General features: G+C 49.5%; 22 protein-coding genes. 7 read left to right on the forward strand and 15 right to left on the reverse strand.

Annotated features, from left to right (window positions below):
* Positions 1 to 21: 21 nt before the first annotated feature.
* On the reverse strand, positions 22 to 1,830 hold the full coding sequence (locus ACQSGY_RS21980; RefSeq protein ID WP_427180951.1) for a rhamnogalacturonan lyase: 1,809 nt from the start codon (positions 1,828 to 1,830) through the stop codon (positions 22 to 24).
* A 1,121-nt stretch (positions 1,831 to 2,951) separates the two neighbouring features.
* Between ACQSGY_RS21980 and ACQSGY_RS21985 the strand changes: the two genes are divergently transcribed.
* Together ACQSGY_RS21985 and ACQSGY_RS21990 are read left to right on the forward strand one after the other, a co-directional pair.
* Positions 2,952 to 3,803 (forward strand): AraC family transcriptional regulator, encoded by an 852-nt coding sequence (locus tag ACQSGY_RS21985; protein ID WP_427180722.1) that lies wholly within the window; start codon positions 2,952 to 2,954, stop codon positions 3,801 to 3,803.
* 108 nt (positions 3,804 to 3,911) lie between these two features.
* Positions 3,912 to 4,595, forward strand: coding sequence for an S-layer homology domain-containing protein (locus tag ACQSGY_RS21990; protein ID WP_427180723.1), 684 nt, complete (start codon positions 3,912 to 3,914; stop codon positions 4,593 to 4,595).
* Between the two features lie 166 nt (positions 4,596 to 4,761).
* On the opposite strand, the gene ACQSGY_RS21995 is transcribed toward ACQSGY_RS21990, so the two are convergent.
* The 3 genes from ACQSGY_RS21995 to ACQSGY_RS22005 form a co-directional block, all read right to left on the reverse strand.
* Entirely contained in the window at positions 4,762 to 4,890 is a 129-nt protein-coding gene (locus ACQSGY_RS21995) for a hypothetical protein (protein WP_289376000.1), read from the reverse strand.
* A gap of 140 nt (positions 4,891 to 5,030) precedes the next feature.
* Positions 5,031 to 5,657, reverse strand: coding sequence for a nitroreductase family protein (locus ACQSGY_RS22000; RefSeq protein ID WP_111269259.1), 627 nt, complete (start codon positions 5,655 to 5,657; stop codon positions 5,031 to 5,033).
* Between the two features lie 285 nt (positions 5,658 to 5,942).
* Entirely contained in the window at positions 5,943 to 6,416 is a 474-nt protein-coding gene (locus ACQSGY_RS22005; protein WP_427180725.1) for an RrF2 family transcriptional regulator, read from the reverse strand.
* Between the two features lie 440 nt (positions 6,417 to 6,856).
* Here ACQSGY_RS22005 and ACQSGY_RS22010 point away from each other — a divergent pair, with 440 nt between their 5' ends.
* On the forward strand, positions 6,857 to 7,582 hold the full coding sequence (locus ACQSGY_RS22010; protein WP_427180727.1) for an MBL fold metallo-hydrolase: 726 nt from the start codon (positions 6,857 to 6,859) through the stop codon (positions 7,580 to 7,582).
* A gap of 110 nt (positions 7,583 to 7,692) precedes the next feature.
* Positions 7,693 to 8,154, forward strand: coding sequence for a TetR-like C-terminal domain-containing protein (locus tag ACQSGY_RS22015; RefSeq protein ID WP_427180728.1), 462 nt, complete (start codon positions 7,693 to 7,695; stop codon positions 8,152 to 8,154).
* A 231-nt stretch (positions 8,155 to 8,385) separates the two neighbouring features.
* Here the strand turns inward: ACQSGY_RS22015 and ACQSGY_RS22020 are convergent, their stop codons facing one another.
* Positions 8,386 to 8,610, reverse strand: a complete 225-nt coding sequence (locus tag ACQSGY_RS22020) for a hypothetical protein (RefSeq protein ID WP_427180730.1) — start codon at positions 8,608 to 8,610, stop codon at positions 8,386 to 8,388.
* A gap of 672 nt (positions 8,611 to 9,282) precedes the next feature.
* Here ACQSGY_RS22020 and ACQSGY_RS22025 point away from each other — a divergent pair.
* Positions 9,283 to 9,768: a CcdC family protein gene (locus ACQSGY_RS22025; RefSeq protein WP_184189123.1), complete on the forward strand. Its 486-nt coding sequence runs from the start codon at positions 9,283 to 9,285 to the stop codon at positions 9,766 to 9,768.
* 266 nt (positions 9,769 to 10,034) lie between these two features.
* On the opposite strand, the gene ACQSGY_RS22030 is transcribed toward ACQSGY_RS22025, so the two are convergent.
* From ACQSGY_RS22030 to ACQSGY_RS22045, 4 genes are all read right to left on the reverse strand, one after another.
* Complete coding sequence (locus ACQSGY_RS22030) at positions 10,035 to 11,048, reverse strand: NADP-dependent oxidoreductase (RefSeq protein WP_427180732.1); 1,014 nt, start codon at positions 11,046 to 11,048, stop codon at positions 10,035 to 10,037.
* Between the two features lie 231 nt (positions 11,049 to 11,279).
* Positions 11,280 to 12,026, reverse strand: a complete 747-nt coding sequence (gene map, locus ACQSGY_RS22035; protein ID WP_111269262.1) for a type I methionyl aminopeptidase — start codon at positions 12,024 to 12,026, stop codon at positions 11,280 to 11,282.
* A gap of 694 nt (positions 12,027 to 12,720) precedes the next feature.
* The gene (locus ACQSGY_RS22040) at positions 12,721 to 13,539 is read right to left on the reverse strand and encodes a serine/threonine-protein kinase (RefSeq protein WP_427180733.1); all 819 of its coding nucleotides are present in this window, start codon (positions 13,537 to 13,539) and stop codon (positions 12,721 to 12,723) included.
* Positions 13,540 to 13,678: 139 nt separating this feature from the next.
* Positions 13,679 to 14,416, reverse strand: coding sequence for a MerR family transcriptional regulator (locus tag ACQSGY_RS22045; RefSeq protein WP_427180735.1), 738 nt, complete (start codon positions 14,414 to 14,416; stop codon positions 13,679 to 13,681).
* Positions 14,417 to 14,966: 550 nt separating this feature from the next.
* Between ACQSGY_RS22045 and ACQSGY_RS22050 the strand changes: the two genes are divergently transcribed.
* Positions 14,967 to 15,920 carry an L-lactate dehydrogenase gene (locus ACQSGY_RS22050; RefSeq protein ID WP_427180737.1) on the forward strand — a complete coding sequence of 318 codons (954 nt, stop codon included), beginning with the start codon at positions 14,967 to 14,969 and terminating at the stop codon, positions 15,918 to 15,920.
* Between the two features lie 141 nt (positions 15,921 to 16,061).
* Here the strand turns inward: ACQSGY_RS22050 and ACQSGY_RS22055 are convergent, their stop codons facing one another.
* The 6 genes from ACQSGY_RS22055 to ACQSGY_RS22080 all read right to left on the reverse strand — a co-directional run bounded on the left by ACQSGY_RS22055 (position 16,062) and on the right by ACQSGY_RS22080 (position 23,803).
* Positions 16,062 to 18,770 carry a PAS domain S-box protein gene (locus ACQSGY_RS22055; RefSeq protein ID WP_427180739.1) on the reverse strand — a complete coding sequence of 903 codons (2,709 nt, stop codon included), beginning with the start codon at positions 18,768 to 18,770 and terminating at the stop codon, positions 16,062 to 16,064.
* Positions 18,771 to 19,066: 296 nt separating this feature from the next.
* Positions 19,067 to 19,798 carry an ABC transporter permease gene (locus ACQSGY_RS22060; protein WP_427180741.1) on the reverse strand — a complete coding sequence of 244 codons (732 nt, stop codon included), beginning with the start codon at positions 19,796 to 19,798 and terminating at the stop codon, positions 19,067 to 19,069.
* A 1-nt stretch (position 19,799) separates the two neighbouring features.
* Entirely contained in the window at positions 19,800 to 20,516 is a 717-nt protein-coding gene (locus tag ACQSGY_RS22065; protein WP_248064064.1) for an ABC transporter permease, read from the reverse strand.
* The gene (locus ACQSGY_RS22070) at positions 20,513 to 21,427 is read right to left on the reverse strand and encodes an ABC transporter ATP-binding protein (RefSeq protein ID WP_427180743.1); all 915 of its coding nucleotides are present in this window, start codon (positions 21,425 to 21,427) and stop codon (positions 20,513 to 20,515) included. Before ACQSGY_RS22070 ends, ACQSGY_RS22065 begins: the two co-directional genes overlap by 4 nt.
* A gap of 136 nt (positions 21,428 to 21,563) precedes the next feature.
* Entirely contained in the window at positions 21,564 to 23,024 is a 1,461-nt protein-coding gene (locus ACQSGY_RS22075) for a HAMP domain-containing sensor histidine kinase (protein WP_427180745.1), read from the reverse strand.
* A 95-nt stretch (positions 23,025 to 23,119) separates the two neighbouring features.
* Entirely contained in the window at positions 23,120 to 23,803 is a 684-nt protein-coding gene (locus ACQSGY_RS22080) for a response regulator transcription factor (protein WP_216518356.1), read from the reverse strand.
* Positions 23,804 to 24,038: 235 nt separating this feature from the next.
* Between ACQSGY_RS22080 and ACQSGY_RS22085 the strand changes: the two genes are divergently transcribed.
* Positions 24,039 to 25,799, forward strand: coding sequence for an alpha-glycosidase (locus tag ACQSGY_RS22085; RefSeq protein ID WP_427180747.1), 1,761 nt, complete (start codon positions 24,039 to 24,041; stop codon positions 25,797 to 25,799).
* Positions 25,800 to 25,962: the final 163 nt, after the last annotated feature.

Below are 25,962 nucleotides of genomic sequence, written 5' to 3' on the forward strand. Positions count from 1 at the left end.
GCGCCATTCCCCCGCCTTTCCTTATCTGCCCGCGTACCGGATATTGGGCACCGGCGGCGGGTTCATGCCTTCACCCAGATAAAAGCCGGTGTGCGGCGGCTGATTGTAGGCTACATTTTGCCAGGCGATGCCAAGGCGGTACACCGGATCATGCATCAGGGTATAGATGCGTTTGTCTGTAAGGGCCGTTGTGGTGTAGATTCGGAGAGCCGAGCTGTCATTCGTACGCCATACGACCTCCTCGCGCCAGTCTCCAAAGAGATCGGCCTGCAAGCTTGGTGTAGATTTGGTGCCATTATTGGAGGATACGCCAGAAGCGGTCAGCAGGTTTATGGTTTTGCCGTTGGCATAATCCCATTTGTCGATCCGATTGCTATCCAGCAGTTCGCGCAGCAGATCGCCATCCCACCAGATGCCAAAGTTCGTGGAAGAAGGAAGCGTTGAACCCAGTTTCTGACCTTTGGCTGTGTACAGACTGCCGTCTGCCCACACTTCAGCACCTTTGTACCTTGGATCAATATCCGCTGCCATACCTCGTCCAATATCCTTTGTCGTTTTGATCCCCCAGATGAGCTGACCTGTGCCTGCATCGCGGAACGATATGCCTGCGTTGGATGGAGTCTCATGAACCTGAAATACCTCCAGCCCTGGACGGTCCGGGTCCAGATCACTCAGATGCATCGCATCCCCATGTTTTAATCCGGTCGTATACAATCCTCTCCCGTTATCGTCCACAGCCATCGCGCCGTATACAATCTCGTCTCTGCCATCCCCGTCCACATCAGCCACACTCAGATTATGATTCCCTTGTCCGGCATACCCGGAATTGCCGGAGGTGTTCGAGTCGAAGGTCCACAGCTTGGACAGCTGTCCATTCCGCCAGTTGTAAGCTACCAGCACCGTTCGCGTGTAATATCCACGGGCCATAACCAGACTCGGACGTTCACCGTCCAGATAAGCAATGGCTGCGAGAAAACGATCGACCCGATTGCCGTAATTATCTCCCCAATCCGAGACATTGCCGCGTGCCGGCTCATAGTTTACCGTGGACATTGCTTTTCCCGTCTGTCCGTTGAAGACGGTCAGGAACTCCGGCCCGGATAACACATATCCGCTCGAATTCCGGTAGTCCTTGCTGGCATCTCCAATCACCGTGCCTGTGCCATCGCGGGTGCCATCCGCTGTTTTCATCGCAACCTCGGCCTTGCCGTCTCCATCGAGATCGTACACCATAAACTGAGTGTAATGCGCGCCTGCACGAATATTTTTGCCCAGACTGATCCGCCACAGGCGAGTACCGTTTAATTTGTAGGCATCAATGAATACTTCGCCAGTATAACCGCTCTGTGAATTGTCCTTGGAGTTGGAAGGGTCCCACTTCACAATCAACTCATACTGACCATCACCATCCAGATCACCTGCACTCGCATCATTAGCACTGTAAGTGTAGGCCACGCCATCTGGTGTCGTTCCACCAGCAGGAATTTGCAGCGGCACAGTCAAATAATTGCTGCCCCACACACTTGCAGCTGCAGACGCAGCCTGCTCCGTCCCGCCAACGACGGCACGAACCGTATATTTCGAACTGTTGGTTCCGCCCGCATCCTGAAGATTGGTGCTGCCTGTGATGGGTGATGCATTCACTTTCACACCATCCCGATACACATTGAAGGCCACATTGGAACCCTCCGTTCCAAGTAGCCGCCAGCTGACAAATACACCATTCCCTGTTTTTACCGCGACTACGCCGCGATCCAGAAATTCCATCTGCCTCGGACCCGCTGCATGTGCTTCAGGCATGTGATTCAAACCAGGCGAAGTCACAAGCATCGCCGAACCGAGAAGTGTCATGCCAATCGTGCGCCATGTGCGCTTCCATAACGATAATTGTCCCATATTTCATTGCCTCCCCAATTGAATTGGTAAGCCCAATGCCCTGTAGCGCATCTAGAATGAGTAATATCGCAATATACCTTATATCAGATTTATGTAAGCGCTTTAATTTCTTAATTATAAATTATTCATAAAATTCCATCTATAGGTCTTACTTAGTAAATGGATGTGGTCTTTTTTAAAACATGGACCTTCACGTTTGTGGTCAAACTTAATCATTTGCTTCTATACTTAGTAATTTGCTTTTAGCTTAGTTAATCTATCTTTGATAATCTATCTTTGATAATCTATCTTTGATAATCTAACTTAGTAATTTTTTTCTCAAACTTGGGAAGCTTCTTCAAACTTAGTGATTGTAGTTAGTTAATAAACCTTGCTCATAGCCACCCCTTGGTATCTGGCCAAATATCTTTCTCCATCCCTTTGTCTCCCGCTTCGTTCACCGGCCTGGAGTTCGGATGAAACTGTTCTAACGATCCCAGGAAACGCTATTCGGGTGATTTTTCAACGTTTTAATTTTTAACGCTCCCAGGAAAGCTTATTCTGGCGAATCAGTACAAAAACAGGCGTTGAACTCGTGTTTTCAGCGAAATAAGGTTTCTGGGGATCGTTACAATTCCAGAGAACCCTATTTCGCTTAAATAAGCTCATCTGGAATCGTTAAAACCGTTAGCAGACTCATCTCCTTCATCAAGCCCTCCGTCCAGTACTTTCAGCAAGACTTTCACCAAGCCCTCCATCCGGCACTTTCATCAAGCACCTTTCATCAAACTCCTCCATCCGGCACTTTCATCAAGCACCCTTCATCAAACTCCTCCATCCGACACTTTCATCAAACACCTTTCATCAAACTCCTCCATCCGGCACTTCCATCCAGCTCCTCCACTCCCCCCCTCATTCAAGCCCTTTTCTAATCTCTGCGGATACTAAGACATAATAACGCTTTCATATTAACGTTGACTCCTCTACCCACGCTCACCATAATACTAAATATGAGACCTACACACAGACCCCCTTTATTACGTAAATCTGACGGATTTCGTCGGCAAAAATTAATCGTGCTCCCCGAATCACTGTTGCAGGATGCTGCTGCTGCTCCAATCACATCAGGTTTATATGTAACAGACATCGGTTATTTTCATGAAGCCGAGCATCATTACCGCGACCGCCCGGAAGGATGTGATTCACACATTCTGATGTATTGCACGGAAGGCTCCGGGTGGTACTCCACTGGTGACGGCAAAACATATAACGTACAGCCCGGTAACCTGATTATTCTGCCGGCACACGTTCCTCACGTCTATGGGGCCAATACAGAGGCGCCCTGGAGTATTTTCTGGCTTCACCTGCGCGGAGAACATGCCCACACATGCCTCTCCCCCTTGTTAACACAGCAGGAGCAGATATCCACGATGCCGCCGGCGAAGGCGCAGCGATGGCTCGAGCTTTTTCATGAATGCTATGGTGTACTGGAGACCGGATATTCCTTACAGAACTTGACCTTTGCTTCCCAGATTGTCGGGTATATGCTCGGCCTGCTCGCTTACGGTCCTCATGCTCCTGGAGCAGACAACGGTCTGATGAGCAGTAAACAGGCAGCAGAGCATTCCGTGCAATATATGCTGGAGCATCTGGAGAGCGGAGTGACACTCAAGGAGCTTGCAGCTCATGCCCGCTTGTCCGTTCCGCATTACTCTCAATTGTTCAAACAAGTGACAGGGCATTCACCAATCGATTATTTTTTGCGGCTGAAAATCCAGCATTCCTGCCGATATCTCGATTTTACCGATTGGACCGTCAAGCAGATCAGCTCTGAGCTGGGGTTCAGTGACCCGTACTATTTTTCAAGACTGTTCAGCAAAATCATGGGACGATCACCAACCGATTACCGAAACCAATCCAAAGGATAATGTAAAGGAAAATTGCAGCAACCTTTTGAGCAGAAGGGTCGTCTATAGGGCAAATCACTTTAAAACAAAGGGAAAAAAACTTCCCTGGAAAAGCGAGGCGACACCGAGATGAAGAAAAATATCATTGCTGCGTTCACCGCAGGAGCTCTGCTCACGCTCACATTAAGTGCAGGTCCTCTCCATGCTGCGCCAGCCAAGTTTACCGATATTCAGGGCGTACCTGGGGCAGATAAAATCGAATCCCTCCATCAGGAAGGATTGATCAAGGGGGTCAGTGATCATTTGTTCAAGCCGGAAGAACAGCTGAATACAGCTCAAGGGGTCCAACTGATTGTGGACGGACTGGACCTTAACCTGAATGCGATTCGTTTTATCAAAATGCCAGTGCCTAGCGACTATTTTAAGGCTGTCAAAGACGGTGTCTGGTACAGTGATGCTTTTATCCGTGCACAGTACAACAGCATCAAGCTGCCGCAGAATATCGATCCGTCCAAACCAATGACTCGTGAACAGTACACCGTATTCCTGATGCAGGCGATTGAGGCTAAAGGAGGTCTGCCTATGATCAAAATCCAGCCAGTAGATATTACCGACGAGAGCGAGCTTACCCCAGATGCTCAAGGTGCCGTACAACGTTCCCTTGTACTAAAAATCAGCTCACTGGATGCAAACGGACAATTCCACCCGCAACAAGCCATCACCCGCGCTGAAGCTGCGGTAATGATGTATAACGCGATTGAGCACATGAATTCCTTCACGACACCGCAAATTCCAGAAACGCCGGAGAAATAGTTTTCTCCATGCAAATGCGTACAAATCAACAAAGCCTGCACCTTTCTGCGGAGAAGGGTTGCAGGCTTTGTTATTTTTTTATGCCTTTCGAGTCTTAATCAACGTGCAGAACCTGTCTCGTTTTCTTCTCTGCTGACTGGTGGCCAGTTTCAGTTGTCCAGTCCCTTTAACAGCATGATCGTCTTCTGAATATCTCCACCACGATCAAGTCTTCTTTGAGCGAGCCATCCTCCTGAAAAGGTTCTATCGTAATCAGCTCATGATCTGCTAGAAATTGCATCAATACCACCGTCATTGAAGTCACCTGCTGTCGATAGGACAGACTATCTATCTTCCTGCGCCAGCCAAGCCAAAAAGCAAAAAGCGAGTACACCTCGTTAAAAGGAATGTACTCGCTGGGAAAAAGCGTCTATAATGACCGCATCAAGTTGGACTTTAGAAAGAACCTTTTACAACCACTTCGGACAGTGGGAAACGGCCTGACGGACGAGCCGGCTCAGCAGCTTTACCTACAGTGATCAGCAATGTAGGTACAAAACGTGCTGGAATGTTGAACGCTTCAATCAACTGCTGCGGATTGTATCCACCCATTGGGCAGGTGTCGTAACCAAGGGAGCGTGCCGCGAGCATAATGTTCTGGGAAGCAAAGGATGCGTTACGAATCGCTTCATCACGAGCAATTTGCGGGTTTTGGTAAGCGCCGTTAATTTGACCCACCAATGCGTCACGAACTTCAGCAGGCAGTGCACCAGCTTCAACAGCCTGATCATAGATGAATGTATTGCGGTTTGCTTCCAGGTCACCCAGAACGGCAATCGTTACAGAGCTGTCAACAACTTGTGTTTGACCATAAGCAATCGGAAGCAATTTGGCTTTGTCTGCTTCGGATTCAATCACAAGGAATCTCCAGTGCTGCAGGTTCCAGGAAGACGGTGCTTCGGAAGCTGCCGTCAGAATGGCATTCAGGTCCGCCTCAGGCATTGCAAAACCTTTTTCATACTTCTTAACCGCGTGGCGTTCGCTAATGACGCGAAGTGTTTCATTTTTTTCAGTAGCCGACATGTGTTCCACTCCTTAGTTCTGTTTGGATTATCTATTTTTACGTTCGCAAAGCACGCCTTGAAAGCCATTCCGCCTCAAGCACAGGCCTTCCGAAAATAACATCAGCGCAGACGAACGCATCCGATCTGTGTTCACGTTATGCCCGGAATGACCGTCATTCAAATTAACCTTACACCGAGCATACGCCTGTCCTGCAAGTCACTTCATAGAAATGATTTTTGGGCAGGATCAGCATCCTATTATTGAAAAAAGTTAAATGTAAGTCCAGCCTAGCGCCGCACTCCGTCAGGACTTCTCTTGCTCTTGCTTTGACTCTGAACATGCCTTCATAGACAAAGGACTTTCTCCACGCTCAATCCTTTGCTGCACGTCAAGAATCGATATGCGGTCGAAATAAGCACTCAGCGCCTCTTCCCCTCCATCGTATATGGCACCCATTACCCCCTGCATGTTGGAGGATACTTTACACGGTGAACCCGATTCACCCGAACACCAACTCGGGCCAAGAGAACCTCCAGCTACGAGCCTGTACAGCTCCCCAAGCTTGATCTCCTCGCTCGGACGGCTGAGCAAATATCCACCATGAGCACCTTCCTTTGTGGTCAGGTAACCATGCTTACGCAGAACACTAAGTACCTTGCGGACTCTGGCCGGGTGTGTACCCACACTTTGAGACAGGTCTTCACTGTTGGCCATGCACTCGCTTCTCATAGATAGAAAAACAAGACAATGCACCGCAATGGTAAATTCGCTGTTCATAACTTACTCCCTTCCCGGCTTAATGCACCGTTGAACTTCAATCCAAGGTAAGTATAACTGTCATTATAGGAATAACAGTTATGTTTGTCAACACTTGTATCGGATATGCTCCAGAGATGAATTTTCCCGATATATCAATACTTACAGCCTCCTTGCGATCTGCTCAGAACTCCTGAAAACTCGCTCCAAATCACGGCGCTCGATAGCTCTTTGCACAAAAAAAGTGAGCCTTCCGCTGCGCGAAGGGCTCCAATAAGATAGACATATGAAAGGGCTTACGTGATTATTATAATCGGTAAATCGTTATTTGAAAACGCTTTTTTTGTAAAGCGTGATTTTGAGCTGATTTAAGACTTATCCGGTTATGTTGAAAATTTATATTGCGAAAACTAATATCATTAGTTATATTACTAACATCATTAGTTTCAGGAGGGTTTCCGATGCGAATCACTCGCGAGTACGATGTTCACCAAGTCTCTTTTCTTCCCCGTCTATTCCCTGTAAATGTCTATCTTGTTGAAGAGGAGCAAGGCTTGACCCTGATTGATGCAGGCATGCCATTCAGCTTCAAAGGGATTTTATCTGTTGCTGCTTCGCTGGGTAAGCCCATTACCACTATCATCCTAACCCATGCTCATGCGGATCACATTGGGGCGCTTGATGCTCTTAAGGATGCACTCCCCGATGCTGAGGTATGCATCTCCAGCCGAGATGCCAAGCTGTTAACCGGGGACAAGGCGCTATTGCCGCACGAGCCGCAGACCCCGGTACGCGGCAGCGTGCCCAAAGGCATCCGTACGAAACCGGATCGCCTGCTCGAGGATGGCGACCAGATCGGATCGTTGGTCGCTATTTCTTCTTCAGGCCATACGCCTGGGCATATGGCCTTCATGGATACACGCAGCCGAGTGTTGATCGTCGGCGATGCGTATCAAGTGCACGGAGGCCTCGCCGTGTCCGGCCGTGTGCGCACGCTCTTCCCGTTCCCAGCGCTAGCCACGTGGAATCGCGAAGCGGCACTAGCCAGCGCGAAGCGCCTAGCGGAGCTGGAGCCATCCGTGCTGGCCGTTGGCCACGGACGGATGCTCCGCCAGCCCGCAGCGGCCATGCGCGAGGCAGTCGCTGATGCCCAGCAGCGAATGTATCCAGCCGGGGGGCAGCGATGAGCCCCCGGCAAGGTCTGGACCGCGGCGCACTGCTTGACGCCGCGGCCCAGATCGTGGACAGCGACGGGTTGGAGATGCTGACCCTCGCCGCTCTTGCGAAGCGGCTGAATGTGCGCTCGCCGTCGCTCTACAACCACATCAGCGGACTCCCCGGGCTTCGGCAGGAACTGGCGCTGATGTCTGTGCAACAGCTTGGCCTTGCCATAAATGAGGCTACGGCTGACCGCACTGGCGACGAGGCGATTCAAGCCATTGCCGCCGCTTACCTTGGCTTCGTTCGCAAGCATCCAGGGCTCTATGAAGCCTCGTACCATGCTCCCGACCTGAATGAACCGCAGCTCGCGGCATGCAAAACAGCGCTACTGAACAGGCTGCTGCATACCTTGAAGCCATATACCCTTACCGAAGCACAAGCATTGCATGCTGTTCGGGGGTTGCGTAGCCTCTGCCATGGGTTTGCCTCGATTGAGGCACAGGGTGGCTTCGGCATGGATTTCAGTCCTGACGATAGCCTGCGTCTGACCGTATCCGCTTTTCTTTACGGGCTGGGCCACCTGTCCAAAGACGTATAAACGAGAGCAGGACTAACCCTGCCTGATCCTATAAATCTAACAAGTCTATAATTCCCCCTCAACAAAGTTGGGATTGTCATACGTATGCTTGAATTTATACGAAAAACGAATTCCCACAATATGTCTGTGGATCATCTTCCGATGATGCAGGTGCAAGCGACCATTTAACGCTTCGACAAGCTCGGGCACTTTGCGTTCCAGCGTCGACTTCGCCAGGTCACGTATCTGACGCTAGGTCAGCACTTCGCCATTCACGATCGTATCCAGTAATAACTGACCAGATATGCCAAAGACGTCGGACATATACGTCATGAGTTTGAGATCGGCGTCCTGCAAATTCTTGTGTATCCGGTTCTTCTTTTGAATGACATTCTGCAGAAGCTTACGACGACAACGAGTAACGTCTCGCAAGTCACGAATGGCTTCGCCGGGGATTATACTCGTACTCTTAGTCACAATCGGCGGTTCTCGTGGTTGCAGTTGGTTCGATTCTATCACGGAGTGTTCCTCCAAAATTCAACCGACCTGTGATCTGCTTATCTTTATTACCTCATAGAGGGGGACGCGGTGCAATCGCTTATTTTTGGTAGCGGCTGTTAGGCCTGTTCGATTCTAACGATCCCCAGAAACGTTATATGCCCGATATTCAGCGTTTTGAAAATCTAACGATTCCTACAAACGCTATTCCATCAGAAATAGGCTGGAAGTGCTGAAATAAGCCGATAATCCAAGAAATAAGCTTTCTGCGATTCGTTACATTTCAAATAGGTGGAAAATAGGGCAAATAAGCTTTCTGGGAATCGTTAGCGACATGAAGCATCTTGTGAGTCGGCATTTTACCTTCACTGTCACCTTACCGTTACCTCCTGTTGCCTCCCTGTCTCCCCCTCATCCAGTCTCCCTTTTTATCTCTACATTATCGAATAAACCCTCGCTACGCGGGAACAATAATACATATTTTTCAAATTGCAACAATGCTCAATTAAAGGCCAGCCGCTCCAAAGACATACATTCTAGCGGGCACTTCGGTTTGTGCTATAATAGGAACTGAAAAATCCGGTTACACCAAACACTTCGAGAATTCCGGATTCCCGAATAAACATCTTATTCCAGAAAGAGGGCGTTTACGTGGCTCAAATCTCTCCGTTTTATTTGCAAATCGGGGCGACCGTCGGCATGCTTGTTATGGCTCTGCTGGCCATCTTCATCCGTATGAAAGCCAGCCACAGGCCGGTCACGATCCGTAAAATATTGATTCCACCGCTCGGCATGAGCACAGGCTTTTTTATGTTTGTTGTACCCGAGACCCATGTTCCGCTATTATGGGCACTAATCGCACTGCTGGTGGGCTGGTTTATTTTCTCGTATCCGCTCATTCGCAGCACCCGGTTTGAACGCGTAGGCGAAGAGATTTTTGCCACACGCTCCCGCAGCTTTGCCTTTATTTTACTGGGACTGCTGGCTGTACGGCTCATTCTGCATGAAGTAATCCAGCAATATGTCACCATTCCGCAAACGGGTGGTTTGTTCTTCCTGCTGGCCTTTGGCATGATTGTGCGCTGGCGCGTATATATGTATAAGCATTACAAGGAAGTGCTGGCTGTTCAGCCCTAGACTTATATACAGATGCTTTCCAAACGACTGACAGATGCGTAAAGCTTCAGATGCATACAGCAAGAACTACAAATAAAGACACGTCCGCCGCACCCAATGTGCACATAGAACGTGTCTTTTTGCTATTTCGGTTATATACTCTGAAATTTTTCTTATAAGAGTTTACTGTTTTACGGTTTGTGTTTGATCGTTCATACTTCTATGGTTTCGGTTTACAGCTAAGGTTTGATGCCTTACCGTCTCTGACTCTCCTCAGCTCCTAACTTCTACTCAGGATCGGCAACCTTCACCAGCTGCTTGCCCAGATTGTCGCCTGAGAAAAGACCCATGAATGCTTCCGGGGTGCGTTCGAAGCCTTCCACAATGTTTTCCTCATATTGCAGCTTGCCTTCCTTGATCCATTTGGCCAGCTTCGCCCGGCCTTCCTTGAAGGACTTTGTATAATCTCCCAGCAGAAACCCTTTCATCAGCGCTGTATTGGTTAACAGGAGCGTTTGCGGACGCATGCCGATATCCGGCTTTTCCAGATTGTAAGACGAGATTTGTCCGCATAACGGAATACGCGCATTACGATTAATATGGCGCAGCACCGCATCCGAGATGTCACCGCCAACGTTGTCGAAATACACGTCAACCCCGTTCGGACAAGCTTTTTCAATAGCTGCCGACATATCCTGCTCCGTCTTGTAGTTGAGTACAACGTCAAAGCCCAGCTTATCTTTCAGATAAGCACATTTTTCGTCAGATCCTGCAATACCGACGACATGTGCTCCGACAATTTTACCGATCTGCCCCGCAATCATGCCCACAGCACCTGCCGCACCGGAGACTACAACCGTCTCGCCGTCTTTGGGCTTGCCGATATCCTCCATACCAAAATATGCAGTAAGTCCCGTCAGACCCAGTGCACCCAGATAAGCGGTAATCGGAGCCTCGTCTGTATCAATCAACGCCAGATCACCTGTATTCACGGCAGCATACTGCTGCCAGCCCCACATCCCGGTGACCAGATCGCCTTTACGCAGGTTGGGCTCGGATGACTCCACCACCTGTCCGATCGTTCCACCTTTGATTACTTCATTCAGCGCATATGGCGGTGCATACGATTTTGTATCCTTCATTCGTCCTCGCATGTACGGATCAACCGACAAATATAATGTACGCACCAGCACTTGTCCGGCTTCCGGCTCAGGAAGCGGTGCTTCTACGAAATTAAAGTTCTCTCGGGCAGGAGCACCTTCCGGGCGGGACGCCAGCACGATCTGTTTGTTTACTGTCATCAAAAACAACCTCCTGATTACCCAGCGGCTTTAAGTCAGCTCGATCAAGCCGCCATGAAACGACGTACCGCTGGTTCTATGTCTAACCTGCATTGTTCAAAGCTTTATTGCTCAAGCTTCAAACCTCCATAATAGTTTAAACCGAAACAGGCGGATCACAAACGTGGGCCGCCTGGAAATATGCAAATATGTTGTGCCGATCAGAATACACTTGTGTCAAACAACCCGATTTTATTGTGCAGTCAGGATAACGGGCCCATCTGCCGTAATGGCAATGGTATGTTCATACTGAGCCGACAGACTTCCATCCAGTGTACGCGCAGTCCAACCGTCCGAATCGAGCTTGCTGCGGAACGTTCCGATGTTCAGCATCGGCTCGATTGTAATAACCATGCCCTCCTTGAGACGTGGTCCACGATGCGGCGGGCCGTAATGAGGCACCTGCGGCTCTTCATGCATCTTCTCTCCGATCCCGTGCCCGATAAATTCACGAACAACAGACAGTCCCTCCCCTTCAGCATACACCTGAATCGCATTGGAGATATCTCCGATCCGGTTGCCCACAACCGCAAGCTCAATGCCTTTATACAGAGAGTTTTTAGTCACATCCAGCAGATGCTGTGCTTCAGGGCTTACATTACCTACAGCATACGACCAAGCCGAGTCAGCCAGCCAGCCGTTCAGATTAACGACCATGTCGATGGTGACGATATCGCCGTCTTTCAGTACGTATTTTCCCGGGAAGCCATGACAGATCACGTCATTAACCGACGCGCATGTCGCATAAGGATACCCGTTATACCCCTTTTGCTCCGGCGTGGCGCCATGTTTCTTCATAAATGCTTCGGCAAACTGATCGATTTCCTGTGTTGTGATCCCCGGACGAATCATTTTGGCAATCTCCCGATGGCACGCAGCCAGAATCTCGCCAGCTTTTCTCATATGTTCAATCTGTTCGTTCGTCTTTATAATAATCATTCCAACTACTCCTTGTCCGTTATGATCGTATCCTGTCTTCTATTGTAACGCGAAACACTGAAAATAAAAAATTCCGATGATAAAGCAAGCATCCTATTATACGCCAAGCTGCCCGTGAATGAATACTTTTTTCTCATAAAAACACGAAACCCCATCAAGACAACCTGCGTATTAGCCTAAAACAGCTGAAGACGAAAGGATGAACGCTCATGTTCAAGAAGATCATAGGCAAACTTATGGACTCCAAATCCTCTTCTCACCATAAACGCTACAGTTCCTCAGACAGACGCTCTTACAAAAAATACAGCAGCTCCTCAGGCAAACGCTCCTACAGGCGCTACTCCTCCTCAGACATGAAATACAGGGATCAACGCCACGGTTCCGGTTATTACAAGAGCAGAAAGTACAGTTCCAGTTAAACCAAAATCAAGGCATGCTCCTCTGAAAAAAAACACCTCCCGCTCGTGATCCTGTCACTCACATTCAGACACAACAAAGGAGTGTTCACTGCACCGTACTATACACGGTCAGCGAACACTCCTTTTTATAAACACCGCACGTAATTCGTACCGTGCGTGGTGGTTGTATCGTGTGCAGTTCGCATTCCCCCACTCAGCACTCGACTCCAAGCGAACTGCTTCGCTGTATAATCACGTTTGGCCAAGTTCAGCCCCTTCTCTGTGTTACTATTCACCTACAGCAGCAGTCTCAAACGATCCATTTCGCGCTGCAGCTCTGCTGCTCCTCCCTCGTACGCAGGACGCAGCCCGAGAAGCCGCTCCAGCATCTCATGTAAAGCAGGTGCAAGCCGAAGCTCCTCCTGCCAGCTGGCAGGCTCATGGCCTTTTTGCGGTTCATACGATGAATATAACAAAAAAAGCAGAAAATGACCGATATCCTGCAGGTCCTGGTCCGGTACGGCTCGCACGTCTTCAGGCTCAGGCACATCCTTCAACCGACGTTTCAGCTCCGGCAACAACGGCTCCCCCAAGCGTCTTGCCAGGCCAAAGTCGATCAGATGCACCCGCCCCTCCCGTAAAATAACGTTAGGAATCCGTACATCCCCGTGGATATATCCCTGTTCATGCACATGGGCTACAGGGGCAAGAAGCTGAAGAGCAAGCTCTATACATTCCCGTTCTGTATATTGCTGCCCCTGCTCAAAAATCAACTGCTCCAGCGTCTGTCCACGAATATACTCTGTCACCATATAGTGCCGTCTACGCACCGTAAACGTGTGCAGCAGCTCGGGAATCGCCGGATGCTGCAGATGCTGAAGCACATCCGCCTCCCGGTGTAACAGCTGTACAGCAAGTTTCCCCTTGCTGGGTTTCGCTTCCTTCAGAGCTACTTCTTCTCCCGTCTGCATATCCGTACACAGATAGGTCAGCCCGTAACTCCCCATGCCAAGCAGCTCCTGTATAACATAACGACTCCCTAATATCGTTCCCTGACGACCAGGACGGTCTGTCCATAGGCCAATCCACCTTTGCCAGACTCGACGCAGCTCCACATTGCCTCCTACGCCAGCTTCCGATCCCTGTCCCCTTTTCTATATTCGCAAACAGACAGATCAGCGGCTGGACTTCATGTTGTATTGGAGCCATTATATCAGGCTGGGCTAGTGAAATCACGATCAACGATTGAGAAGCTTATGCTTCCTTATGTTTTTTGGGCAGCAAGCCAAACAACATGCGAAGGGAAGAGATTTTGGACTTGCGCTTCCGGCCCTGATAACTGCGCAGATTCGTCACCAGCTCGCGGTCCCGTTCCTCCTCCAGCTTGTCATTCATCCATTGGCGCTGCTTCTCCATCTGCTCCTGAAGCGCAAGATGGGTCTCCGCAAGATGCTGAAGTGTCAGCTCCAGCTCATCCACCCGGTGCTGGAGCAGCTGCACACGATCATCCTGTTTAGGCTCTACAGCACCATAAGTAACTTCACTTACAAGCTGGCCGAGCCCTTCGTAGGATCGAAGCTGCGCATGCTGCTCCAGTCCTGACGGAGCTAACGAATCAGGCGACAAGGTTTCTGACTGTTCCAACGCAGAGTCCTGCGAAGATGCTGCCGCAGATGGCAGATCACTGGCGGCAGCACACTCCTGCTCCGAGCTTCCCTCCAGGACTTGCTCGGATACACCTCCGTTTTTGCCTCCTGCCGGGGACAGCACAGTGACCACCGCATCCACCAGCGGCATGTTATGCTCCCTGAGCTCTGTCATCAGACGTTCAATGCACTCGATATCATCGGATTTGAACAATCTGGATTTATTCGCAGACCGTTCGAAGCGATATCCCTGCTCCTCCAATGCTGCCGCATATTTACGAAGAGTACTGGCGCCTATTCCCAGGCTCTTGGCCGTTTCCGTTGTTGCTCCTGCTTCTTCAATCATCGTTAATTCCCTCCCGTAACAAAGTGTTTTCGGTACGCTTCCATGATATGAAGCTTTTTTGGCTTCAACGTCACTGCAACAAACTGTCGTCGGATCGGGTGACCTTTCTCCTGCACACGAGTAGACCTGGAATCAGATCTATCTGCCCATCATCCATCCGTGCACCTCTCTTGCTTGTCGATATGTATTCGTTCATCGGTCTGCAGATCCCTTTGACGGTTTAGTTCTATTTCTGCGGATTGGTAAGAACTTTTGTCAGGTGTATATTTCGTACAAAAAGCCCTTCATCCGACAAGCTGCAGGAATGCTGTCATGTCGAAAAGGGGATATGCAAATGCCGTCTAAATTTTGTGCATGTGTTTGATGTCAATATTGTTAACTCCATTACTCCAATACGCTCCCGCGACAGAGGGATTCATTGCTGTATTGCTTTTCCATGTGTTATCTTATGTAACGTGGAATTGAATTTTAGCATAAAATAAAGGACTATACTTAACATAATAATGATCAAGTAACGGATTAAATCCAATGTAAACGGAGGCTGAAGGCAGTGTTAGGCAAATCAGGTAAAGTAGCGGTGATCGGAGCAGGTCTGGTCGGTTCAAGCTGTGCATATTCAATGATTAATCAATCGATCTGCCGGGAAATTATGATGGTGGATCGGACGTATGATCGGGCTGTTGCACAGGCGTTGGACTTTTCCCATTGTATGGACTTCACGCATAACCGGACCAAAGTGTACGCAGGTACGTATGCTGATTGCGGCAGCATGGACGTGATCATTCTGACCGCAGGGGCTAATCCGAAGCCTGGACAGACGAGACTGGATGTGCTGGAGGAAGCGGAGTCCATTGCCAAAGACATCGTCGTTCCCATTATGAACAGTGGTTTCAACGGCATTTTTGTGGTCGCGGCCAATCCTGTAGACATCGTTACGTATATGGTATGGAAACTATCCGGGCTGCCGCGCGAGCGTGTCATTGGAACCGGAACCTCCATTGACTCGTCACGGCTCAAAACGCTGCTGTCCGAGGTATTCTCCATCGACCCGCGCAGTGTGCACGGTTACGCACTGGGGGAACACGGGGAATCCCAATTTGTCGCCTGGTCTCATGTGACAATCGGCGGCAAACCGATCCTGCACATTCTGGAGCAGCACAAGGAGCGCTTCAAACATCTCGATCTGGACGATATCGCCAAAAAAACAAAGGACGCCGGCTGGGAGATTTTTACCCGCAAAGGCTCAACCCAGTTCGGCATCGGTAATGCCCTCGCCCATATTACCCGCTCCATCCTGAACGATGAGCATAAAATCATTGCCGTCTCCGCGATTCTGGAGGGAGAGTATGGACAACAAAATGTCTGTGCAGGTGTCCCTGCCATCATTGGCGAAGGCGGCATTCAGGAGATTATCGAACTGAATCTTGACGGAGCGGAATATGACAAGTTTAATCGCTCCTGCGAAATTTTATCAGGCAATATCAACCGTCTGACCATCGCCTGAATCCTTAGTATTGAATAGGGATTCTGGGTAAAGGCAGCCACCCTGATGCCAGGCGTACAATCAAAACAACCAAAACAACCAAAACAACCTCAATATCCACCACACAGTCTGTGGATATTGAGGTTGTTTAATTTCTATGGATTAATTCGGAGCAAGCCGCGGTTCATCGGAAGGACCCCATTGCTGCAAGACACGCTTTAACTCACTCAGCATCACCGGTTTGCTAATGAAATCTCGCATGCCGATTTCCAGACAAGCTTCCTTATCTTCGCGTTTCGTATTGCCCGTTACGGCGATAATCGGAGGAATCCGATCCTCCGGGATAAGCCTGTGTAACAGATCGGTGGCCTTGAGCCCATCCATGACAGGCATGTGAATGTCCATCAGCACGATATCATAAACATTCTGCGAAATCGCGTCAATAGCTTCCACACCGTTAGTGCACACATCGGCCTGATAACCCAGCTTCTCCAGATATTCCTGCAGAATCTTTCGATTGACCGGATGATCCTCCGCCACAAGAATGCGCATGGCAACCTTGTCACTTTGACGTGTACGGTCATGCTGGAACTCACTCGCCGATTTCTCTCCAGACGCTTCCACCCGTGCGGCGGGAATCGCGAATCGGAAAATAGAACCTTTACCCTCCGTACTCTCTACACTGATCGATCCACCCATAATCTCCACAAGCCTTTTGGATATCACCAGCCCCAGCCCTGTACCGCCGTACTTGCGGTTAATAACTGGATGCAGCTGGGAGAACGACTGGAACAGCTGATCCAGCTTATCCGCAGGAATCCCGATCCCTGTATCCTCTACAGCAAAATCCAGTACCGTATCTTCCGGTCTGCCGCCCTTGATCATATCAACCGTCACTTCAATGCTTCCCTGATCGGTGAACTTGAGCGCATTGCCAACAAGGTTCACCAGAATCTGGCGGATTCGCATCGCATCCCCTGCCATGTAGTCAGGAATGCTTGGATTCAGGCGGAAGCGAATCTCCAGATGTTTCTCATCCGCGCGCGGCTTGAACAGCTCCGCGACCTGCTCCAGCATCTTGCGCAGCGAGAACGGCTCATAGGCCAGTGCCATTTTACCGGATTCCAGCTTACTGAAGTCGAGAATATCATTCAGAATATTCAGCAATGCATCGCCACTCTCCTGAATGATCTGTGCATACTCGCGCTGCTCCTCAGACAAGTCCGTGCCTACCAGCAGCTCGGTCATACCCACGATGCCGTTCATCGGTGTACGAATCTCATGACTCACAAGCGACAGGAATTCCGATTTTGCCTGGGCAGCCAGCTCGGCCGTCTCCTTGGCACGAACAATCTCGCGCTCTCCGGTAACGTCATTGAATACAATAACTGCACCACGAATCTGTCCCTCATCAATGATCGGAGTCACCTGATATTGGACCAGGAAGCTGCTGCCGTCTTTGCGCCAGAACACATCCTCCATCACCGACCGGGCATGCCCATCCATTACTGTCATATGGATCGGGCACTCCTCTTTAGGAAAATAGCTGCCGTCGGCTCGGGAGTGATGGATAATGGGATGTGAGCTTTTGCCGATAAACTCATGGGCTTCATATCCAAACATTGAAGCAGCCGCCGGATTCATAAACATCGTAATGCCGTCTGTATCCAAGCCGTAAATGCCTTCCGTTACGGTATTCAGAATCAACTCATGCTGCTTGCTCAGCTCCTGAATCCTCTCCGTATACTCCTTGCGCTCCGTAATGTCGGATACGATGCCGTAGACACCGACCATTTCCTTATCTACAATAATCGGAACATTCGTTACCGATACTTCTATCTTGCGGCCGCTTGAACTAACGACACGTGTCTCGTAATATTGAGGCTCTCCTTGTTTTACAAGCTCAAAGAAGGCCTCTCCTTTGTTCTTCTCACTCTTCTCCAGATTGGACAAGAATGATTGTCCGATCAGCTTGCTGCGCGGAATGTCCAGCATTTGCACCATATTGCTGTTCACCGCACTATACTCGCCTTCCAGGTTCAAGGAGTATACGGCAGCGGGATTATATTCAAACAATGACTTGTACCTCTGGCGGCTTTCGCGAAGACGCCGGTCTGCATCCTTATGCTGAGTGATATCCCGACTGATGCTGACAATCTGGCTAACCTCGCCCTGCTCTCCAGCTACAGGTTTCGCCAGTGTTTCCATCCAGATATAATGCCCTTCCTTATGCAGCACTCTCATCTTGCATCCATTTCCAATACTCGAAAGCTCCATTGGATCAGGATAATCTCCCGGGTAACAGTAGGACTTGAACGATTTACCCGTAACCTCGTCCGGCTCGTACCCCAGCAGCGTATAAACCGATGGAGAAACATATAACAACGTGCCATCCGTAGTACAGGTAGTTATCAGGTCTTGTGCATGTTCCGCCAACACCTGATACTTCTCCTGTGTCTCCTGCAGCTCCCGCTCCATTTTCACCTTGTCCGTCACATCCTTGGCAATGCCGTAAATGCCGACAACCTCTTTACCTTCGGTAATGGGTATATAAGTAACCTGTGCATGCTTCACAGAACCGTCTTTATGATAAAACGCCATGGATTCACTGACCGAATGTCCAGCCAGCACCTCTTCAATGAATTGCTCTCGTCTTGTCTCACTTTCAGGCGGGCTGATGCGATCCCGACTCACCCCTGCAAGCTCTCCAATCTTGTAGCCGGATAACCGTTCGAATGAAGGGTTTGCATCGATATGGTTTCCTTCAATGTCCATGACATAGATGGCATCCGGGTGGTTAAAAAACAATGACCGATAAGAGCTTCCCTCAGAAATAATTCGTTTCAGGGTTTCCGTTTTATTCAATTCCAAAGGCCTACCCCTCTTTTCTCAGCCAAATCTTCTTTTCACCTTTATTTCAATATACCCCACTCTTGGCTGTAACAAGGCTTACCCTCGAATAACCATGTAAGACCGACTAGAAACAGCTTTTTTTATTTTACCAGATTCTCGTCTCATTTTGCCTATATCCTATGATAAAATTCACAGCTATCATGATGAAAAAAATGGAACATGTGGAAGCCGAAAATAAAAAAATCCCCTGAGACCGCCCGCATACGAATAACGATGCAGCGGTCCCAAGAGAGATATTGAAAGTGACAAGCCCTTTATACTTCCTTTTTGGAAAAATAGATCATGCCCATGGCGATAAACAAAACAGCACTGCCTCCTACTACCGACAGAAGTGTACTTAGCGGAACATTGAATGCCCCGAATCCTGCTCCATCGATCGGAACCATCAGAATCATCGGCTGGGCCCATGGATAATAGGGTCCATACGTAGCTGAATTCGCAACCAGAATATTCGGAATGGTTAGTGCAAAATTTAATGCCAATGGTGCGGCAAAGCTGCTCCAGATCAGAGAAACAAACATCTGCAATGCAGCCAGCGGTACACAAGCCAGAAAACCGAGCAGCAATCTGCCCAAAATCAGACTCCATGGGATAGGATCTGCCATGCCCTGGATCATGCCTGTCAGCAGAATACTGCCGAGCAGCAGCAGCTGTGTGCCAGCCACCAGAGCCATTACGATGGTGAATTTGCCCCAATATACACCTGCTCGTGTGAGTGGTAGAACCAATAACTGCTTCCAGCCACCGCCTGCATGCTCGAATCGGCAAACAAACGAAGTGAAGACACCTGTCAACATCGGTAGCAGTAGCAACCCATGCAGCATAACCATTACTGACATCAAAGCATTCCAATCCCCCGTAGAAGACAACAGACCGATAAGCAAGGAAATGAGCGGACTGATCAGTACAAGGAGCCAAACCGGCGATTTGGCCATTTTCAATCGTTCAGCAGAAAGAATACGAAAATAGGTCGTCGTAAAGCTCATGTCAGGCCACATCCTTTCTGCTGAAGTGCATCATGCCCGTCAGCATAATCAGAATTCCCAAGCCTGCGCCCATACCCGCGTACAAGTAGGGAGTCGGTGAACTCCATGCCATTTGCGCCCAAGCCAGTGGAAAGTGTGGGGAGATGGTTAAGGAGAACATGCCGGTAATGGCAAGAATAATGCCGAACGTAACCGGCAGCGCCTGGTTTTTGGATACCAGCGTAAACCACAATTCAATGGACAATACCGGAAGCGCACCGGCCAGAGGCATTAGTCCGAGCTTCAGCGCCTGTGCCCAAGGTATTTCTTTGGCATCGAAGCCAAGCACCAGTCCTAATCCAACAACACCAGCCGTCAGCAGCAGACTGGAGATGATCAGCAGCACGCAAGCCAGCAGGAACTTTGCCAGATAGACTGCAGGTCTGGAGATGGGCAGTGCGAGCAGCTGCTTCCACGAGCCCTGCTCATGCTCGATTCCGGCAATCATGGAACTAAGGATTGTCGCACCCAGCATTAATGCAAGCGGTACAAAAATAAAGACGTTGCCCAGCAAACCACCCCACAGGTTACCTGCGTACTGCTCTTTCAAATAATCCAGCCGTAAACCGAAATTCAAGGCCTGCATGGCCGTTAATCCGATTGGAGCCAGAAATACCAGAAACCAGATGCCTTTCCCACGTATCTTGAGCCAATCCGAAGATAATGCACGCCCGGTCATACAGACGCCCCCTCACCAATAACACGCAGGAACAGATCCTCAAGAGACTGGCGCTGTTCTTCCACCCGATACACGTCATGCTCCTGTTCAATCAGGCGGCGAATGAGAAGGGCAACCGCAGTGTTATCCATATAAGGGAAGGTTAGTACTGCGCCCTGCTGCTGACCGAATTGACCCTGTTCACGAGCCAGTTTAATCGCTTCCTCCGGCGCTGATACCATAAGTCTAATAGTGCTTCCCGTCTGGCTTTGCAGACTTGCGATGGTATCCTGCAGCACCATTTTCCCTTCCCGAATGATGCCGACACGGCTTGCCATCTGCTCCACTTCACTCAGCAAGTGACTGGAGACCAGTACGGTAATGCCATGCTCCAGCGGCATACGTTTGATGAGCTCACGAATTTCCTGAATACCTGCCGGATCGAGTCCGTTGGTCGGCTCGTCCAGTATGAGCAATTCGGGATCACCCAGCAGTGCACTGGCAATACCCAGACGCTGCTTCATACCCAGGGAGTATCCTTTGACGGCCCGTTTGGCATCTTTGGTCAGATCAACAATAGACAATACCTCGTCAATTCTGGACTTGGGCACGTTGATAATACGACGCAGCACTTCAAGATTCTCCACCGCATTCAGATGTCCATAATAGGACGGGTACTCCACCAGAGAACCTACACGGCGCAAAATGTCCATACGTTCCTTGCGAATATCCTTGTCAAAGACACGGATGACACCTTTGGTTGGTTTGATCAAGCCGAGCAGCATGCGGATGGTTGTAGTTTTACCGGCACCATTCGGACCGAGAAAGCCGTAGATATCTCCCTTTTTAATATGCAGATCAAGTTCACGAACCGCTGCACGGTCCTTGTATGTTTTCCATAAATTTGCCGTTTGAATAATATTTTCACTCACTATTAATCACCTCGGAACTATCGTAACCCTCCAAGGTTAAGGCAAGCCTGCGTGCAAGTTTAAGATTAGTTTAAAAAGAGGCTCGGTATAGCGGCCCGACATAAATGATAGAACACTCGTCTATTCTCCCGACTGCCTATCCTTCTCTCCCGCTGTACAGATAGGTACGGACACCTGCCTCGGAACTGTCAACCCGTTTGCGCAGGCCCATCTCGCGAATTAACAAATCTACGATCGATAGCCCGAGCCCCGTACCCTTCGTTCCTGAATCCGGCTGAATCCCTGGCCCATGATCCTCAATGACCAGGGCGGTTTTGCCCTGCACCTGCTCGGTCGATATGCGGATATATTTGCCGCTCGCCGCGTGACGAACTACATTTTGAAACAGATTATCCAGTACACGCCTCATTCCCTGCTCATCCACATCCCACATCAATGGTGCTTCCGGCAGATCAATATCAATCTCAAAGTTCTCCTTCTCCCACACGGGATACCACGAAGCCACGGCTTCTCTGACCATACGCAGCACATCCTTCTGCTCCAGCTTCAGCGTGTACCTTCCACTCGTCAGCAGATTATATGAAAACATATTATCTATGAGCTCACTGAGATCCTGCATCTTCTTTTCCATACGAACCAGTGCATGAATGCCCTGCTCGCTGAGATTTTCTTTGTGCAATGCATGCATGTGACCGCGAATAACCGTCAGGGGTGTGCGCAGATCATGAGAGAGACCCGCAACCAGCCGTTTGCGAAGCTGCTCTTCCTCCCGCTCCCGCTGGATGCTGTCCGTCAACCGATACACCATCTGATTAAAGGATTCCTCCAGATGCCCGATTTCATCCGCTCTCCGGATATGGACAGGATTCGGAATACCCTCATGATCCGGGGCAGCCATCGCCGTCTGAAGGCGAACGAGCCGCTTGCGGATTTGAGCGAAAAACAGAATAGACAGCACGATGAATAAAACAAAAACAAGCAGCATAACTACGCCAAAATAGATGAATTCTACTACCCCGCTACTGGAAGTCTTTTGAATGAATTTACGAGGGACCTCGATCACCATGAAACCTTGTCCTTTGTTTTCATTTCCACCTCCAATATAAGCAACAACGGTTAGTGGATCGCGATAGGGCGCCTTCTTCATGAACTGTATGGCATAATTTGCCGTCCATGCTGCAGGAATTAAGGTCTCTTCCTCCTTTCCAATTACGGAAGGCCACTGCAGTGTGACATCTGTATCTGAGGTCCCGGGCATGACCTGTGAAGTGTCGGATGGTTTTGACTTCAACACCCGGGCTTCTTCGCCACCAAGAATTAGCACCGTTCTGCCTTCTGCATTCACACGATACATGGCCGATCTGGGGTACTTCTCCTGCAGCTGTTTCATTCGTGTATTAATATTCTGATCCGATGCCCCATCCAGCTTCTTGGATTCACTAACCCACAGATTGGTAATGTTATCAGCGTTACCGTAAGGTGCGTCTATACTATCGCTGGTATTGCTGATGACCACAATGAAAACCGATGCCACCAAAGGAACCACAACAGGCACAAACAACACAGCCGCCAAAATGAGAAGCATGTATCTTGTCATCAAAGAACGTCCGAACTTCATTTTGGGCCGGACAGAGGGCTGTAATGTCGCATTCCGTTCCATTCTCTTTACTTTTCGTTTCCGGAGCCAGCTGATCATGGCTTCTTCACCCTATATCCTACACCACGCACGGTCTGAATAATGACCGGGTTCGCCGGATCAAGCTCCAGCTTCTCCCGCAGATGCCGGATATGTACCATTAGTGTCTTGTCTCCATCCAGATAAGGTTCGTTCCATACCGCCTCATAGATCTGCTCTTTGGTACGGATCATCCCCATATTTCTGAGCAGATACGAGAAAATGTGAAACTGTTTGCCTGATAAAATAATTTCTTCTCCCGTCTGCTCGTTAACGATCCGGTTATCCTTCTCATAGATCGCCAGATGATCCAGCTTCAAAACATTATTGCTGGATACAGCCGCACCTGCCTTGCGCAGCTGCACCTCAATGCGGGCAGCAAGCTCGTCTGGATGAAAGGGCTTGGTCACATAGTCATCGGCAAAATCAAGCCCATGCAGCTTGTCGTCAATCGACGTTCTGGCTGAAAGCATAACGATCGGCACAGCAGGATACTCCTTTTTCAAACGCTGTCCTATTGTAAATCCATCCAGCCCTGGCAGCATAACGTCCAGTATCACCAAAGAACAGCCTGTCGCCGCCTCAACAGCCCCCTCTCCGCTGCCCAGCCACATGACCTCATAACCGCGGTCCTCCAGATCCTCTCTTACCCATGTCGCAATTTCGGTATCGTCTTCAATGTATAACAATTTGTTTTTCATATATGTACTCGTTTCCTTTCACTACCCTTTGGGTTAATGATATATCTGGGCAGATTTGGCATATCCGCATCACTTCATCATCATTACAGATGACCTGCCTTCAAGGTTATTATAACGCAATCTGTGTTGACGTAATATTATCCGAATCATTCAGCTTCACAATAGTCCGATAAGCATTACATATACCACACTTGCTTCTGCATATCCTATACACATCTGACGGGAGGAATTTCACATGCTGCTCGAAGCCATCTTTCACCAACCCAAACGGAACTGGGCCTATGCCTATGACCGGGATACCATTCACCTGCGCCTACGTGCCAAAAAGAATGACTTGACCGAGGTTTATGCCCTGACCGGGGATAAATATGCGTGGGAGGAAACACGGGATATCGTGCCGTTGACCAAATTCACGTCAGATTCCATGTTTGATTATTACGAGGGGGAAGTGAAACCTCCGTATCGTCGATTGAAGTATGCTTTTTTGCTTAAAAGCGGAGATAAACAGATCTGGATGACCGAGACGGACTTCCAGGAAGAGGAGCCGGATGATCCGGGGCGAATGTTTCAGTTTCCTTATATTCATGCAGGAGCTGTATTTACACCCCCGGCATGGGTGAAGGATGCGGTATTTTATCAGATTTTCCCCGAGCGGTTCGCGAACGGTAATCCTGCCATCAATCCCGAGAAGGTCGAACCCTGGGGCGGTGAGCCTACACCGTTTAATTTTTTTGGCGGTGATCTTCAAGGGGTGATGGATCATCTCGATTACCTTAGCGAACTTGGCATTAATGCGATCTACTTTACTCCAATCTTTGAGGCTACGACAAACCATAAATACGATACCGAGGACTATCTGCGCGTGGACCGTCATTTTGGTGATGCAGATACGGTGAAACGTCTGGTCAAGCTCTGCCACGAACGAGGCATTCGTGTCCTGCTGGATGCGGTATTTAACCACTCTGGCAAAACCTTTGCCCCATTCCTCGACGTGCAGAAGCACGGTGCGGCATCCAAATACAAGGACTGGTTTCACATTCATGAATTTCCGTTGACCGTGAAGAATGGCATTCCAACCTATGAGACGTTTGGCTTTGAAGCTCATATGCCCAAGCTGAATACCGAAAACCCCGATGTTAAAGCCTACTTGCTTGAAGTAGCCGAGTATTGGATCAAGGAAATCGGCACGGACGGCTGGCGCCTCGATGTGGCCGATGAGGTGGATGATGCTTTCTGGCGTGATTTCCGCCGAGTCGTGAAAGCAGCTAACCCCGACGCCTATATTCTGGGCGAAATATGGAATGAATCATCTGCCTGGCTGCAGGGTGACCAGTTTGATGCCGCAATGAACTACCCGTTTACGGCAGCTGTGAATGCTTTCTTTGTTGAAGATAAGATGCACGCCGAACAATTCGCCAACTCCATCGGCCGCCAGTTATCCCGCTATCCGCTTCAGGCGAGTGAGGTAGCCTTCAACTTGCTGGACAGTCATGATACCCCACGCCTGCTTACCTTGTGCGAGGGAGATCAGCGCAAGATGAAGCTGGCCGCATTGTTCCAGTTCAGCTATATGGGAGCACCGTGCATCTATTATGGTGACGAGATTGGCCTCGACGGGGAACATGATCCGGGGTGCCGCAAATGCATGGAGTGGGATGAGGCGAAGCAGGACCGGGAACTGCTCGGCTTTTATCAAAAGCTGATTGCCCTTCGTCATGCACATCCGGCATTGCGAGCCGAAGGCACGGTTCGCTTTCTGCAAGCCCGTGCGGGCGGCAGTCAGCTCGTAATGGAACGCAAGAGTGATACCGAGCGCATTCTGGTGCTGTTCAACCGCTCGGAGGAAACCGCCATCGTTGAGCTGGAAGCAGGCGATCAGCCCTGGACCGAGCTGTTTGAAGGCAATCACCGCACCGCTATAGACCAAGGGGTTCTCGCCATTGAACTGCCTGCCTATGGCTATGCCGTTATGCGTACGGAACTGGCGGAGCAATAATAATAGCCATAATCTTCACCTGGCATGGATTAAGTATATGTTCACAACGATGCTACAGGTCGACAAACGGGACAGACAGTCCATATAAAAAAGCGTTCATCATAACCTGATCTGATTCACAGGTGGATGGACGCTTTTTTTGTCATGTGATTTTGTATTCGTT

It is taken from the genome of Paenibacillus sp. TC-CSREp1 (assembly GCF_050171015.1).
Taxonomy (GTDB): domain Bacteria; phylum Bacillota; class Bacilli; order Paenibacillales; family Paenibacillaceae; genus Paenibacillus; species Paenibacillus silvae.

Bases quoted from the DNA above. Each gene is read 5' to 3' on its own strand.
- ACQSGY_RS22085 (WP_427180747.1), top strand. From the start codon at position 24,039: ATGCTGCTCGAAGCCATCTTTCACCAACCCAAACGGAACTGGGCCTAT.
- ACQSGY_RS22010 (WP_427180727.1), top strand. From the start codon at position 6,857: ATGCGAATCACTCGCGAGTACGATGTTCACCAAGTCTCTTTTCTTCCC.
- ACQSGY_RS22075 (WP_427180745.1), bottom strand. From the start codon at position 23,024: ATGACAAGATACATGCTTCTCATTTTGGCGGCTGTGTTGTTTGTGCCT.
- ACQSGY_RS22060 (WP_427180741.1), bottom strand. From the start codon at position 19,798: ATGAGCTTTACGACGACCTATTTTCGTATTCTTTCTGCTGAACGATTG.
- ACQSGY_RS21980 (WP_427180951.1), bottom strand. From the start codon at position 1,830: ATGCTTGTGACTTCGCCTGGTTTGAATCACATGCCTGAAGCACATGCA.
- ACQSGY_RS22080 (WP_216518356.1), bottom strand. From the start codon at position 23,803: ATGAAAAACAAATTGTTATACATTGAAGACGATACCGAAATTGCGACA.
- ACQSGY_RS21995 (WP_289376000.1), bottom strand. From the start codon at position 4,890: ATGACGGTGGTATTGATGCAATTTCTAGCAGATCATGAGCTGATTACG.
- ACQSGY_RS22000 (WP_111269259.1), bottom strand. From the start codon at position 5,657: ATGTCGGCTACTGAAAAAAATGAAACACTTCGCGTCATTAGCGAACGC.
- ACQSGY_RS22030 (WP_427180732.1), bottom strand. From the start codon at position 11,048: ATGACAGTAAACAAACAGATCGTGCTGGCGTCCCGCCCGGAAGGTGCT.
- ACQSGY_RS22065 (WP_248064064.1), bottom strand. From the start codon at position 20,516: ATGACCGGGCGTGCATTATCTTCGGATTGGCTCAAGATACGTGGGAAA.
- ACQSGY_RS22005 (WP_427180725.1), bottom strand. From the start codon at position 6,416: ATGAACAGCGAATTTACCATTGCGGTGCATTGTCTTGTTTTTCTATCT.
- ACQSGY_RS21990 (WP_427180723.1), top strand. From the start codon at position 3,912: ATGAAGAAAAATATCATTGCTGCGTTCACCGCAGGAGCTCTGCTCACG.
- map (WP_111269262.1), bottom strand. From the start codon at position 12,026: ATGATTATTATAAAGACGAACGAACAGATTGAACATATGAGAAAAGCT.
- ACQSGY_RS22045 (WP_427180735.1), bottom strand. From the start codon at position 14,416: ATGATTGAAGAAGCAGGAGCAACAACGGAAACGGCCAAGAGCCTGGGA.